At 64.1% G+C, this 12,339-nt stretch carries 15 protein-coding genes; 10 read left to right on the top strand and 5 right to left on the bottom strand.

All coding sequences use genetic code 11. The annotated features are described in order from the left end of the window. Nucleotides 1-6: 6 nt before the first annotated feature. From H6935_09385 to H6935_09375, 3 genes are read right to left on the bottom strand one after another with little or no spacing between them, the layout of a single operon-like run. Nucleotides 7-732 carry a DUF3530 family protein gene (locus tag H6935_09385; protein ID MCP5278561.1) on the bottom strand — a complete coding sequence of 242 codons (726 nt, stop codon included), beginning with the start codon at nucleotides 730-732 and terminating at the stop codon, nucleotides 7-9. 37 nt (nucleotides 733-769) lie between these two features. Next, the gene (locus H6935_09380; protein MCP5278560.1) at nucleotides 770-1,570 is read right to left on the bottom strand and encodes a sulfite exporter TauE/SafE family protein; all 801 of its coding nucleotides are present in this window, start codon (nucleotides 1,568-1,570) and stop codon (nucleotides 770-772) included. Nucleotides 1,571-1,573: 3 nt separating this feature from the next. Further along, on the bottom strand, nucleotides 1,574-2,026 hold the full coding sequence (locus tag H6935_09375) for an EVE domain-containing protein (protein MCP5278559.1): 453 nt from the start codon (nucleotides 2,024-2,026) through the stop codon (nucleotides 1,574-1,576). 180 nt (nucleotides 2,027-2,206) lie between these two features. Between H6935_09375 and H6935_09370 the strand changes: the two genes are divergently transcribed. From H6935_09370 to H6935_09330, 9 genes are all read left to right on the top strand, one after another. After that, nucleotides 2,207-3,538 carry a tyrosine-type recombinase/integrase gene (locus H6935_09370; GenBank protein ID MCP5278558.1) on the top strand — a complete coding sequence of 444 codons (1,332 nt, stop codon included), beginning with the start codon at nucleotides 2,207-2,209 and terminating at the stop codon, nucleotides 3,536-3,538. 287 nt (nucleotides 3,539-3,825) lie between these two features. After that, nucleotides 3,826-4,473: a hypothetical protein gene (locus H6935_09365; GenBank protein ID MCP5278557.1), complete on the top strand. Its 648-nt coding sequence runs from the start codon at nucleotides 3,826-3,828 to the stop codon at nucleotides 4,471-4,473. Between the two features lie 72 nt (nucleotides 4,474-4,545). Next, nucleotides 4,546-4,806 (top strand): AlpA family phage regulatory protein, encoded by a 261-nt coding sequence (locus H6935_09360; GenBank protein ID MCP5278556.1) that lies wholly within the window; start codon nucleotides 4,546-4,548, stop codon nucleotides 4,804-4,806. A gap of 3 nt (nucleotides 4,807-4,809) precedes the next feature. Then, on the top strand, nucleotides 4,810-5,061 hold the full coding sequence (locus H6935_09355; protein ID MCP5278555.1) for a hypothetical protein: 252 nt from the start codon (nucleotides 4,810-4,812) through the stop codon (nucleotides 5,059-5,061). Continuing rightward, nucleotides 5,058-7,565, top strand: coding sequence for a DUF3987 domain-containing protein (locus H6935_09350; GenBank protein ID MCP5278554.1), 2,508 nt, complete (start codon nucleotides 5,058-5,060; stop codon nucleotides 7,563-7,565). Before H6935_09355 ends, H6935_09350 begins: the two co-directional genes overlap by 4 nt. Beyond that, on the top strand, nucleotides 7,562-7,924 hold the full coding sequence (locus tag H6935_09345; GenBank protein MCP5278553.1) for a hypothetical protein: 363 nt from the start codon (nucleotides 7,562-7,564) through the stop codon (nucleotides 7,922-7,924). Before H6935_09350 ends, H6935_09345 begins: the two co-directional genes overlap by 4 nt. A 12-nt stretch (nucleotides 7,925-7,936) precedes the next feature. Then, nucleotides 7,937-8,509, top strand: coding sequence for a hypothetical protein (locus H6935_09340; protein MCP5278552.1), 573 nt, complete (start codon nucleotides 7,937-7,939; stop codon nucleotides 8,507-8,509). A gap of 136 nt (nucleotides 8,510-8,645) precedes the next feature. Next, nucleotides 8,646-8,909: a hypothetical protein gene (locus tag H6935_09335; GenBank protein MCP5278551.1), complete on the top strand. Its 264-nt coding sequence runs from the start codon at nucleotides 8,646-8,648 to the stop codon at nucleotides 8,907-8,909. 225 nt (nucleotides 8,910-9,134) lie between these two features. Continuing rightward, nucleotides 9,135-10,256 carry a hypothetical protein gene (locus H6935_09330; protein ID MCP5278550.1) on the top strand — a complete coding sequence of 374 codons (1,122 nt, stop codon included), beginning with the start codon at nucleotides 9,135-9,137 and terminating at the stop codon, nucleotides 10,254-10,256. Nucleotides 10,257-10,272: 16 nt separating this feature from the next. On the opposite strand, the gene argB is transcribed toward H6935_09330, so the two are convergent. Both argB and H6935_09320 read right to left on the bottom strand, forming a co-directional pair. Next, nucleotides 10,273-11,160, bottom strand: coding sequence for an acetylglutamate kinase (gene argB / locus H6935_09325; GenBank protein ID MCP5278549.1), 888 nt, complete (start codon nucleotides 11,158-11,160; stop codon nucleotides 10,273-10,275). A 102-nt stretch (nucleotides 11,161-11,262) separates the two neighbouring features. Further along, nucleotides 11,263-11,697: an Hsp20/alpha crystallin family protein gene (locus H6935_09320; protein MCP5278548.1), complete on the bottom strand. Its 435-nt coding sequence runs from the start codon at nucleotides 11,695-11,697 to the stop codon at nucleotides 11,263-11,265. Nucleotides 11,698-11,958: 261 nt separating this feature from the next. On the opposite strand from H6935_09320, the gene H6935_09315 reads away from it, so the two are divergent. Beyond that, a complete protein-coding gene (locus tag H6935_09315) occupies nucleotides 11,959-12,333 on the top strand; it encodes a hypothetical protein (GenBank protein ID MCP5278547.1) in 375 nt (124 codons plus the stop codon). The last annotated feature ends 6 nt before the right edge of the window (nucleotides 12,334-12,339 follow it).

Here is a 12,339-nt window from a genome sequence, read left to right as displayed (position 1 = left end):
GTCCGATTACAGGTTTTTCCCCAGATAGGCGTTCACGGCTTCCAGCAGTTCCGCGTCCTGGCCGGTGAAGAAATGGTCTGCATTGGGCAGGCGCTGCTGGGCGGAGCCCGGTTGCTTCAGCCCGGGAGCCCGCGTCCTGGCGTTCTGCAGCACCCCGGGCAGGTCGTTCTGGCCATAGAGGTCCAGCACGGGCAGTTTCAACTTGTTCCAGTCCTCGGCACCCGGGGAGGATAGGGCCACCCAGGTCTTGACGGCGTCGTCCGGCTTGCCGCTCAGGTAGCGGTAACTCATGCGGCAGCCCAGGCTGTGGGAGACGATGGCGACCTTCCCGTAGCCTTTCTGCTTCAGGAAGGACGTGGCCTTGGCAAGGCGTCCCGCCGCATCATCGAAGGTGGGGGCGTAGGCCTCGGCCTTGGCGTCCGCCGCCAGCACCGGGAACTGTATTGACAGGGTGGTGTAGCCCTTCTCCGCCAGGCTCTGGCGCAGCATGCCGATGAGACCCCAGTCCGGGTGCACGCCGATGCCGTGGCCCAGGATGACGGCTCCCTTGGCGTTGGGGGCCTCCGTGTAGATGCCCAGGAACCTGTGGTCCTTCTCGCCTTCCAGCCAGACCGGGTCGCCCACCAGCACGGCGGGCAGGATTTCGTCCGCCCACTTCTGCTCCCGGGCGTAATCGCTGGCCACGGCAAGCCCGGTCAGCAGCAGGCCCAACAACAGGGCAATCCAACGCATGGTTTTTCTCCTATTCAGGGGGTGGAGAATTGTCGCCTCAGGAAAACCAGACGCTATAGGTCATCCGTACCGCCAGCAGGTACAGCAGGCCGGCGAAAATCTTCTTCAGCCTTGCCACCGGCAGGCGGTGGGCCAGCCTGGCCCCCAGGGGCGCAGTCAGGCCGCTGCCCAAGGCAATGCCCAGGAAGGCGGGCAGGTAGACGAAGCCCAGGCTCCAGGGGGGCAGCCCCGCCGCAGCCTGGCCGGAAAGCATGTAGCCCGCCATGCCCGCCAGGGCGATAGGCAGGCCGATGGCCGCCGAAGTGCCGATGGCCCGGTGCAGGCCCACGTTGCACCAGGTCTGGAAGGGCACTGACATCGTGCCGCCGCCGATGCCCACCCAGCTGGAAACCAGGCCGATGATGCTCCCCGCCAGGGTCATGCCGGCTGGGCCGGGCAGTCCTCGCTGTGGTTTCGGCCGGAAGCCCAGGAGCATCTGGGTGGCGGCATAGAGCAGGAAGGCAATGAAGAACAGCTTCAGGTTCCGGTCCGGCATAAGCACCGCCATTCCCCCGCCCAGGAGGGTGCCCAGGAGGATGCCCGGGGTGATGCGGCGTACCAGCAGCCAGTCCACGGCGCCATGGGCATGGTGGGCGCGCATGCTGGACACGGCGGTGGGTACGATGACCGCCAGGGAGGTACCCAGGGCCAGGTGGATGTTGAAGTCCGCAGTGAAGCCCTGCTGGGCATAGGCCCAGGTGAGCACCGGCACCATCACCAGCCCGCCGCCCACGCCCAGCAGGCCGGCGATCACGCCGGTCACCAGGCCCAGGGCCAGGTAGGCCAGCAGCCATTCCACTTGTTAACCCAGCTTCTTCAGGATGAAGTTCCACTCGTCCGGGTCCACCGGGGTGATGGACAGGCGGTTGCCCTTGGCCAGGATGCGCATGTTGGCCAACTCCGGGTACTGGCGCAGCTCGGCGATGGGCATGAGCCGGGTCTTTTTCCTGAATTTCACCTCCACGTTGAACCAGCGGGGATTCTCCCGGGTTGCCTTGGAGTCGAAGTATTTGCCCTCCTTCTCGAACTGGGTCTCGTCCGGGTAGGCGGCTACGGAGACCTCGGCGAGGCCGGCGATACCAGGCTCGTCACAGGAGGAGTGGTAGAACAGCACCTTGTCGCCCACCCGCATCTGGTCACGCATGAAATTGCGGGCCTGGTAGTTGCGCACGCCGAACCAGGCCACGTGGCCCTCCCGGTGCAAATCGTCGATGCTGAATTCCGATGGTTCGGATTTCATCAACCAATAACGCATAAGTAATCTACTCCGATCTATTCAAGTCTATAAAATCAACGTCATACAGTTATGGGCGGGGTTTTTGTGTCTTGTGAAGTCCCACCCAATTTCATACAATCCCACCCAGAAACCCACCCAAAACCCCACCCAGATAAGTCCCACCCAAGCTTTTCAAAAGTCCTCACCAAGGAGAACCAAATGGGCAAAACCGCATCGGCCACATACGACAAGGCCCTCCCGAATTTGAAGGGGGATCGGATGCTGGGGGATGGGGATGGGCTGTTCATGCGCATCCGCCCCCATGGGACGAAAACCTGGGTCATTGAGTACGAGCTTATGGGCCGGCGGACAAAGTACACCATTGGCCAGTATGACCGGGACGGCGCTCCCGGCGCCAGCCTGGAAGACTGGCTACGACATGGCCGCCAGTCCCTTACCCAGGCCCGCGCCATCGCCGGGGAATGGCGGGCGATGCGCAAGGCGGGCCATGACCCGGTGGCAGCATGGGAAGACAAGCTGGCCCAGGAACGGGCGGAGGAAGACGCCAGGAAGACCGCCGAAGCGGCCGAGATCGCGGCGCCTACCGTCGCCAAGGCCGTCGAGGTCTTCATGGAGAAGATCATGGACGGCAAGAAAAGCGCGGGCGCCATCCGCTACCGGCTGGATCGGCTGGCCGCCTTCATCGGTGACAAGAAAATCCGCGACGTCACCCGCCAAGACCTGTTGGACGCCCTGGACAAGATCGCGGAAGGGCACCACGAAGGCCGCACCGCCAAGCTGATGGCCGGTGAAGTCCTGGCCCAGGCCCGGCGGCTCTGGCGCTTCGCCCTGGTGCGGGAATGGGTCACGGGCAACCCCCTGGAAGGCGTCACGCGGCGGGATATGGACGCCTCCCCCAGGAAGCGGGAGACCACCCTGCGCATGGATGAACTGGCGGCCCTGTGGCGGGTGCTGGAAGACCCCCGCCGCTGCAAGTCCGATCCCGTCACCATCGCCGCCTTGAAGCTGCTGATCCTGACGGGGCAGCGGGAAAACGAGGTTTGCGGCGCGGCCTGGGCCGAATTCGACCTGGCCGGGGGGCTCTGGCGCCTCCCGGCGGAGCGCACCAAGAAACAGCGCGCCCATCTGGTCCACCTGGCGCCCCAGGCGGTGGCGGTACTCCAAGACCTGAAAAGGCTCACGGGCGAAGAGCGATTCGTCTTTGCTTCCCCCCTGCGCAAGGATCAGCCCATCTTCGGAAGGTCCGTCAACAATGCCTTGCTGACGCTGTTCAAGCGCGGCGTCCTGCCTGGCGTCACGCCCTGCCACGTCCATGATTTGCGTCGCAGCCTGATAACCCGCCTGCCCGACCTGGGTTTCGAGGCCTTCGTGGGGCACAAGATCGCCAACCATGTCTTGCCCGGCGTCCTGGCCCATTACAACCACGCGGAATATCTGGACCTGCGAGAGGCCGCCTTGAAGGCCTGGGCGAAGCGAATCGAGGCCCAGGGGAGAGGGGGGAACGTGGTGCCACTGCACAGGGCGGCATGATGCGAGACCCGAAAAACCTTGCGAATCCTGCGAATCCCGCGAAAGTCCGCATGGCGACTGGGTTCCGGCGTGCGAATCCTGTGCGAATCGCTTGCGAATCTGTGAGTTGAGGCGCGGCGACTTGGCTCCCGCGTCGTAGGAGCTGGGCACTTTTCCGGTTGCAGGCCCATCGCAACGAGAACCGGAGCTTTACGGGGGCGGCTAGGTTTGGCCGCCGAAAACCGGGGACCCTCAACCCGGAACGCCGCCCCCACCTTCTTTTGGGGGCTGGCGCATGAGGGGCGCAAATGGATCTGATATCAGACCCGGACCGATTCGAGGATGCCATTCGCGCGCTTCGCGAATTGGCTGCGGAAGGGCAGGCGTACAGGCGCGGCGGCTCGCTGGATCACCTGCTTGAAGGGCTGATCGGCGCGGCGCTTTCCGAGTTTGGCCCCGACAAATTCGACATGCCCAGGCGCGCCGGAGACCTGGCCGACGCCGATGGAATCCGTCACCTGCTGGCCGACTACGGCCCCGCGTTTCTGAATGCCCGAGAGGAAGCGGCCGCGAGCTTGGCCCTCAAGCTGTTCCTGGCGCGGGACTTCCTGAAACTGGGATTCGGCCTTCCGGATGAAACCATCCGCGAGATCGAGGGAACGGGCCGAACGCTGCTTTCCTGGCGTCAGGATAGCCGGGTCCACACCCTGGAACCGCTTGCGGAACGGGGCCAGGCCGAGCTTGATCGGCTGGCAGATATGCGCGAAAGGGCCGCCGGAGAAAGCACCATCTATTCCGAACAGGCCAAAGAGGACTGGCGCGCACATGACACAGACCAGACCCCCAAGGCGGCGCGCAAACTCAATCAAGCGGATCGAATCCGGTCTGTTCTGACGAAGTTCAAGCTGCCGGAGTCAGCGTATCGAACCGTTTCGCGGGCATTGTTTGGGAGATAGTTTGACAGCGCTCTAAGCCTGTCAAAAAGGGGGCAGGCAGGATGCGGGCACACTGTTCAGCAGGAGCCCAGCATGTCCCGTAAGACACTCTCCCCCGCCACCCTGGTCCATCTTGAGAAGCACGGCCAGGCCCGCGCCGTCACCCTCCCCGCTACCGGCTTCGTCAGGCTCTCCACCATCCTGCAAATCCTGCCCATCGGGCGCAGCACATGGTGGCACTGGGTAAAGACTGGAAAGGCCCCGGCCGGCGTCAAGATCGGCGCCAATACCACGGCCTGGACGGTGGAATCCATCCGCGAGCTTCTCGCCCAATACCAGCATCCCAAGGCCTGAGCCATGGCCCGCCGTACCAAGGTGGCGGCCGCCTGCGTCGTCTGTGCCGCGAAGATTCCCCCTGGTAGCCATACGGGCGGGGACGTCTCCATCACCATCAACCTTCTGACCGCCGGCAAGGCGACAATTCAGGCGCCCATCTGCATGGCGTGCGCCGATGTCGGGGCCGCCGATCCATCCAAGGCCATGGCCATCCTCATCCGCGCCGGGCGCGGCGTGCTGGGACTGGAAAAGCGGGACAAGCTGCTTTCATGAGCGCCCCCGACCTGTACGGCGCTTTGCGCAAGGCTTGCGACGAGGTGGGCATCGTCTTCAAGCCGGTCCCCACCGATGGCCGTTGGCATGAAACCGATATCGAGGGCGACCGGCGCGGCAAGGGCGATGGGCGAATCAAGCTCTTCGCCGATGGCCAGGGCGGGACTGTCGCCAACTGGAAGACCGGCGGACCTGTGACTTTCTTTGTGGACGATGGCCGCGAGCTGTCCGACGCGGAACGCCAGGAGCGGGAGCGCAAGCGGCGCGAGGCCATCCGCCAGGCGGAACAGGCAGAGGCCCGGCGCCGGGAGGAAGCCGCGAAAAAGTCCCTAGCCTGCTGGAAGGCGGGCAGCCAGGTAGGCGAAGCCCACCCCTACCTGGGCCGAAAGGGCGTGCAACCCACCGCCACCCTACGCGAGATCGAGGCCACCCGCGCGGCGGGGCTGCTGGGCTACACACCCAAGGCCGAAGGCCAGCCGTTAACCGGCCGCCTACTGCTGGCCCCGGTGAAGATCGGCGGCAAGCTCACCAGCTTGGAAATGATCGACGAGACCGGCCGTAAAAGCGCCCTGGCCGGCGGCGCCAAGGCGGGCGGATTCTGGGCAACTGAGGCCCTGCCAAAAGGCGACGGCGAAGGCGTCACCATCCTGATCGGGGAAGGGGTTTCCACCTGTTTATCGGCCAGCCAGGCGACGGGCCACCTTGCCATGGCCGCCCTGAGCTGCAACAACCTGGGCGCCGTGGCCCAGGCCATGCGCGCGCGCTACCCGAAAGCCCGGCTCTGCATCCTGGCGGACCTGGGCAACGGCCAGGAGCACGCCGAACACGCCGCGCGCCTGGTGGGCGGCGCCCTGGCCCTGCCCGACTTCGGACCCGAACGGCCGGAGGGGGCGACGGACTTCAATGATTTGCACCAGCTTGGGGGCGCCGAGGCCGTCGCGGGCCAAATAGGCCTCGCTTTGGCCCAGGTGAATACCAAAGCCCCACCCCAGCCCAAAAAAACGAACCTGGGCGATTCTGGAAGGCCGTTCATCAAGACCCAGGAACGCCGGCTGGAGTTTCGGCCATTGCAGCGGGAGATTGACCCCGCCACCCGCTACCCGGCGGAGGCCCTGGGCGAGCTGCTGGGCGGCGCTGCACGCGTCCTGCATGAAACCGTGCGCGCGCCCCTGGCCATATGCGCCCAAAGCGTGCTGGGCGCGGCGGCCCTGGCCGTGCAAGCCCATGCAGACGTGAAGCTGGATGGCCGGCGCATTCCCCTATCGCTGTTCCTGGCCAGCCTGGCGGAGAGCGGAGACCGCAAAAGCGCGGTGGATCGCCTGGCCCTCTACCCCGTCTTGAGGCGCGAGAAGCGCCTGATCGACGAATACGAGCCCCGGCGCCGGGACTACGACCGCGAGCTGGATGCCTGGAAGGCTTCCCGCGCCGATGCCCTGCGCAGCGGCGGCAAAGAGCGGAACAAGGCCGCCATTGCCCACGCCCTGGCGGAGGTAGGCGACGAACCCGAACCACCCCTGGCGCCGGTCCTGTTGTGTGGCGAGCCCACGCTCGAAGGCCTGGCGAAGCTGCTGATGGTGGGCCAGCCCAGCATGGGCCTGTTCAGCGCGGAAGGCGGGCAGTTCATCGGCGGGCATGGCATGAACGCGGATAACGCCCTCAAGACGTCGGCCGGACTCTCTTCCCTTTGGGATGGCACCCCCCTGGACCGTGTGCGCGCGGGGGATGGCGCTTCCAAGCTCTACGGCCGGCGCGTATCCGCCCACCTGATGATGCAACCCCGTGTGGCGGCGGCCCTGCTGGGGTCCGAACTGATCAACGAACAAGGGCTGTTGGCCCGGTTCCTGATTTGCCAGCCCGATAGCCTGGCCGGTAGCCGGGCGTATGTGGAGGGCAACCCCGAAGACGCCCCGGAGATCAGGACCTATACCGGCCGCCTGCTGACGCTGTTGGAAGCGCCCCTTCCCATTGGCGAGGGCGCGCGCAATGAGCTGGCGCCCCGAGACCTGCCCCTATCCCCACCCGCCCGGCGGCTCTGGATCGAGTTCCACAACGCGGTGGAAGTTGAGTTGGTGGGCGAGTTCGCCCCCATCAAGGCCTTCGCCGCCAAGGCCGCCGAACATGTGTTGCGCCTGGCCGGCGTGCTGGCCCTGGTGGAAGACCTGGGGGCGGCGGAGATTGACGAAGAAACCCTGGGCCGGGCAATCGTGCTGGGCCAGTTCTACCTGGCGGAGGCCTTGCGCCTGGTGGGCAGCGCCCAGGCGGACCCGGAGCTGATGGCCGCCCAGCGGCTCTATGACTGGCTGATCCAGCACGGCAAAGGATCCATAACCCTGGTGGAAATCTACCGCAACGGCCCCGCCCACGTGCGAAGCGCATCGCGGGCGCGGGAGCTGTTGCGGGTGTTGGAACTGCATGGCCACGTTTCCGCCTTGCCCGGCGGCCTGGAGTACGAAGGCACCACACGCCGCGAAGCCTATCGCGTGCATCGGGAGGGCGAGGCATGAAATTCCGCTTCCAGCCCGCCACGCCCCCCGGATTCGCACAGGATTCGCAGACATTCGCAAAAGATTCGCACGCTGAAACCCAGTCGCCATGCGGACTTTCGCGGGATTCGCAGGATTCGCAAGGTTTTTCGGGCGCGCACACGGCAAATGCCCTTTCCCCGATGTTCAAGGTCCGCATTCTCAGGATGGCGGAACGCTGGGGCTATTCCGCCGAAGAGCTGAATCAAGCCCTGGCCCTGGCCAGGACAGACCCCGAAGGCTGGCTGAAAGTAGTCGAGGCCGATGAAGCCCTGGGCTTCGACCCCAAAGAATTGCCCGCGCCTTGCGGGCATACATCGCCCGCAAGGGCCTTCACTTGAGAGAGGACTCACATGAAAAATATCGGCATCCGCCAGCTGGACACACACCCGCAAGTTGCCGCTCTGTTGGAAAGAGAGCGTGCCCTGATGATTGAAGCGCATACCCTGCGAATCGCCCTGCCCCCGCTGAGCCCGGCGGAGCTACGCCAGAGAGAAGCCAGCGCCCTGCTGGGCGACGAACAGCAGCCCAGCGCCATGACCCCGGCCGAGCGGGATGAGCGCCTTCGCACGATCCAGGCTGCCCTCGGGCTGTTGCGGGACCGGCTTGCGACGGCGCGCCAGGCCGCGCGGGGAGAGATTAGAGCCGAGTTCAAGTTGCCTGAGCTGGCCAGGCGCCAACGCCATGCCGTAGCCCTTGCCCTGCAAGCGTTATGCAGCAGGTTGCAGGAAGCCCAGGACCTGCAGGACGAGATCGAATTTTGTGAGGTCGGGGATTTCAGCACGTGGCCGGGCGGCGACAAGGGGTTCTATGCAAGCTGTCTGCAGCGGCTCGCTCGTCTGGGGGAGACCGGGGTCCCTGTTGACCTGAGCCTGGAGCAGCTGCACGTGGCCGGGATAGTGGTACAGGCGGAGACGTTTGTTTGACGTGCGTGGAGGGCGGCCGGGGGGGCGCGGAAAGTCTATGACCCATGCGCCCGCGACCGCTCCCTCCCTTTCGCTCGCAACACCGCGAAATGGGTAGGGGGGAGGGGGGGGAGAAATTCACTTCATAGGAGAAATCATGTCGAACTGCATCAAGTGCAATGCCGAACTTCCCAAGATCGAAGGGCCTGGCCGCCCTAAGGGCTACTGTTCCACTGCCTGCCGAAGGGCGGCTGAGCATGAAGTCCGCCGCCTGGATCGCCGCATAGACGAACTGGAGAGCCGCCTTAGCTACATCCGCACAGGCGGCTTTGCCCTGCCCGGCGAGGTGGATAGGGTCAGCGCCGAATTGCAGCGCCTGGAACGCCGTATGCTCATGCTGATGGGTACAGAAGTTTCATAGTCCCACCCAAAACCCCACCCAAGCGGCCGCCGTATCTAGGCACGTAAGAGCGGGGATGCGCCAAAAGCCAGTAACCATGCGGCTTACAAGCCTGCTAGGCTGATAGATCAATTTTCATCAACCAGTAACGCATGTTGTTCCTTTGTAAAAAACGCCGGCGCATAATCCGACAAAATTGCTCAACAATTCAAGGAGCCGGCCATGGGCGCCTCGTGTATGACAGACTTGAACCTGGGGGCCATCGTCAACGCCGTGCAGACAAATTGTCACATCTCCGATGCCCAGTTTGCCGGCGATCTGACCATGTGCACCTTCCTTTTGAAGATGCGTGAACTCTACCGCTGGGAAAACGACCTGGGCTTCACCCAGGAAATGCCCAAGGCTGCCATTGGCGACTGGATGAACGAGCGGGAAAAGCTTTGGGAAGGTGTCGAGACCTCGCCCTATGTGCCGCTGCCAATGCCCGGCGGCGAGATGGACCCTTTCGAAGTGGAGGCCATCAACCTCACCCTGGCCCCCATGGGCTACATCTACTCCGGCGGCTACGGCCGGGCCTGCAAGCCCCACTTTTTCCTTGCAAACCTGCTGCATCGGGAGGAACGGCATGGTTTCCAGGTCTACGTGTCCGATTGCGAATACGCCCGGGACCTGGACGCCCCCCCGGGCATGATGCTGGAACATGTCACCACCCCCGGCACCTCCCTTCGGTCGGCCCCGCCCCCCGGGGGTGGCGGAAAACACTTGGGGCGACCCGGCGTGTTTTCCGCCAGCATCTTCGTGCGCACCGAGGCCCTGCGCCGCTGGCTGTGGGAACGCTTCGAAGAATGGACCTGGAACAAACGCAACGCGGCCCTTGGCCGTGCACTGGCCTGCTACGACTTCGCACGTGAGACGGAACAGGCCCTGGATGCCATGACGGGTGTGGAAACCGAGTCCGTCATCCTGCACGAGATCGGCGAGGCCCGGGTGGGGGCTGAACTGGGCGAGCCCTGGTCTGCCATGCTGGCGGACCTGATGCGATCCCGGGCGGAGATCATGGCCCGGGCCGTGCGGGACATCTACGCGGATTGCCTGTCCACCCTTCCGGGCCTGCTGGAGCGGGGCGAACCGGCGGCAATCCACTTCTATTTCGCCAACTTCATCGGCATGCGACGCAAGCTGTTCCCGGAACTGGCCGTAGCCTACGAACACTGGGTACAGGAGGGAGGCCTGGCACCCCTGCGCCAGGTTGCGGAATCTGGCCGGCAGCAGTGGCTGGACAAGGCCATGGCCATCCTGGACCTGCATCGGGGCCGGGGCGATTCCGCCGGCAAGGCCATCGAGGCCCTGCTGGAAGCCGCCCACTAAGCGTTCGGGAGGTTGTTCAGGAAGACTTGATCAGGGTGCCCACGCCCTGGTCGGTCATGATCTCCAGCAACAGGGCGTGTTCCACCCGGCCGTCGATGATGTGCACGTTGGGCACGCCGCTGTTGGCCGCGTCCAGGGCAGAGGCGATCTTGGGCAGCATGCCGCCGGACAGGGTGCCGTCCGCCACCAGTTCGTCGATCTTCCTGGGGGTCAGCCCGGTAAGCAGGTTACCTTCCTTGTCCAGCACGCCGGGGGTGTTGGTGAGCAGCACCAGTTTCTCCGCCTTCAGCACTTCCGCCAGCTTGCCCGCCACCACGTCGGCGTTGATGTTGTAGGTCTCGCCCTCTTCCCCCACGCCGATCGGGGCGATGACGGGAATGAAGTCGCCGGAGTCCAGGAAGGCGATCAAGGAAGGGTCGATCTTGGTGATCTGGCCCACCTGGCCGATGTCGATCACGTCCCCGGGCTTCTCCCTGGATTCCATCATCAGCTTCCTGGCGCGGATGAAGCGGCCATCCTTGCCCGTGAGGCCCACGGCCTTGCCGCCGGCCTGGTTGATGAGGTTCACCACCTCTTTGTTCACCTGTCCGCCCAGCACCATTTCCACCACTTCCATGGTCTCGGCGTCGGTGACGCGCATGCCCTGGATGAATTCCCCCTTCTTGCCCACTCTTTTAAGCAGGTCCTCGATCTGGGGGCCGCCGCCGTGGACCACCACCGGATTCAGGCCCACCAGCTTGAGCAGCACCACGTCCCGGGCGAAGGCCGCCTTCAGGGTGGGGTCGGTCATGGCGTTGCCGCCGTATTTGATGACCACGGTCTTGTCCCAGAAACGCTGGATGTAGGGCAGGGCCTCGGCAATGACCTTGGCTTTGGTGGCGGGGGAGAGGTCGGCGATGGACATGACGTGTTCCCGAGTGGCAAACGCCGGAATTCTACCCGGCCGCGGGTGAGATGAAGAAAGGGCGGCCAAGGCCGCCCTTCGGGAGTTTCGGGAAATTACCTGCTAGTGGACGCTCACCCTGCGTGCCGCGGCCTCGGCCTTCTTGGGCAGCATCAACTCAAGCACGCCGTCCTTGAAAGTGGCGTTGGCAGCTTTCTCGTCCACTTCATGATCCAGCGCGAAGCTGCGGGACATCCGCCCGTGGAAGCGTTCGCTGCGCAGGACCTTTTCGCCCTCCTTCTCCTCGCTGGTCTTCTTCACCTCGGCGGAGATGGAAACCATGTTGCCGTCGATGGTCACCTGGATGTCTTCCTTGCTCACCCCCGGCATCTCGGCGTGCACGGTATAGGTCTTCTCGTCCTCCTTCATGTCCATGCGGATGGATTGCATATCGGGCAATTCCTTGGGCCAGCGCATGGGCCTGACCCAATAACCTTTCATCAGGTCATCGAAAAGCTCGTCCATGGCGAATGGATCGCGTCTGACGATATTGCTCATCTCAACCTCCTTTCCTCTTGTCTTCTCCAGGCAAGATGCATTTTCACTTTCAATATGGACCACATCGAGCACGATGCAAGAGATACTCAAGACAATCGTATCTTATTAATTCATAAACAAAAATTTACTTGCCGGGCATTGTTGCGATCCCTAAATTTCAAACCGCCGATACCCACGGAACACCTTCAGCGACACCTGCAAGCAACCCCAAGGGCCATCGCAAAAAGCACAAAATCCTGAATGACATCGAGAGGAACGACCATGAAACGCAATCAAAAAACCGCCCTGACCCTGGCCCTGGGTTCCGCCCTGGCCGCCACCCTGGCTGCCGCTCCTGCTGCCGCGGAGAATCCCTTTGGTTCCCAGTCCATGGGCAAGGGCTACATGGTGGCCGCCATGGACGGCAAGTGCGGTGGCGCCAAGGCCAAGGATGGTAAATGCGGCGAGGGCAAGTGCGGTGGCGCCAAGGCCAAGGACGGCAAGTGCGGCGAGGGCAAGTGCGGTGGCGCCAAGGCCAAGGACGGCAAGTGCGGCGAGGGCAAGTGCGGCGGCGCCAAGGCCAAGGACGGCAAATGTGGCGGCGCCAAAGCCAAGGATGGCAAGTGCGGTGAGGGCAAATGCGGTGGCAAGAAGTAAACGGAT

The sequence above is a fragment of the Thiobacillus sp. genome (assembly GCA_024235835.1).
Classification (GTDB): Bacteria; Pseudomonadota; Gammaproteobacteria; order Burkholderiales; family Thiobacillaceae; genus PFJX01.
This window is presented reverse-complemented; position numbering and strand designations above follow the sequence as displayed.

Coding starts and splice junctions, on each gene's coding strand:
- H6935_09385 (MCP5278561.1), bottom strand. CDS start 732: ATGCGTTGGATTGCCCTGTTGTTGGGCCTGCTGCTGACCGGGCTTGCC.
- H6935_09375 (MCP5278559.1), bottom strand. CDS start 2,026: ATGCGTTATTGGTTGATGAAATCCGAACCATCGGAATTCAGCATCGAC.
- H6935_09370 (MCP5278558.1), top strand. CDS start 2,207: ATGGGCAAAACCGCATCGGCCACATACGACAAGGCCCTCCCGAATTTG.
- H6935_09365 (MCP5278557.1), top strand. CDS start 3,826: ATGGATCTGATATCAGACCCGGACCGATTCGAGGATGCCATTCGCGCG.
- H6935_09360 (MCP5278556.1), top strand. CDS start 4,546: ATGTCCCGTAAGACACTCTCCCCCGCCACCCTGGTCCATCTTGAGAAG.
- H6935_09355 (MCP5278555.1), top strand. CDS start 4,810: ATGGCCCGCCGTACCAAGGTGGCGGCCGCCTGCGTCGTCTGTGCCGCG.
- H6935_09350 (MCP5278554.1), top strand. CDS start 5,058: ATGAGCGCCCCCGACCTGTACGGCGCTTTGCGCAAGGCTTGCGACGAG.
- H6935_09345 (MCP5278553.1), top strand. CDS start 7,562: ATGAAATTCCGCTTCCAGCCCGCCACGCCCCCCGGATTCGCACAGGAT.
- H6935_09340 (MCP5278552.1), top strand. CDS start 7,937: ATGAAAAATATCGGCATCCGCCAGCTGGACACACACCCGCAAGTTGCC.
- H6935_09335 (MCP5278551.1), top strand. CDS start 8,646: ATGTCGAACTGCATCAAGTGCAATGCCGAACTTCCCAAGATCGAAGGG.
- argB (MCP5278549.1), bottom strand. CDS start 11,160: ATGTCCATCGCCGACCTCTCCCCCGCCACCAAAGCCAAGGTCATTGCC.
- H6935_09320 (MCP5278548.1), bottom strand. CDS start 11,697: ATGAGCAATATCGTCAGACGCGATCCATTCGCCATGGACGAGCTTTTC.
- H6935_09315 (MCP5278547.1), top strand. CDS start 11,959: ATGAAACGCAATCAAAAAACCGCCCTGACCCTGGCCCTGGGTTCCGCC.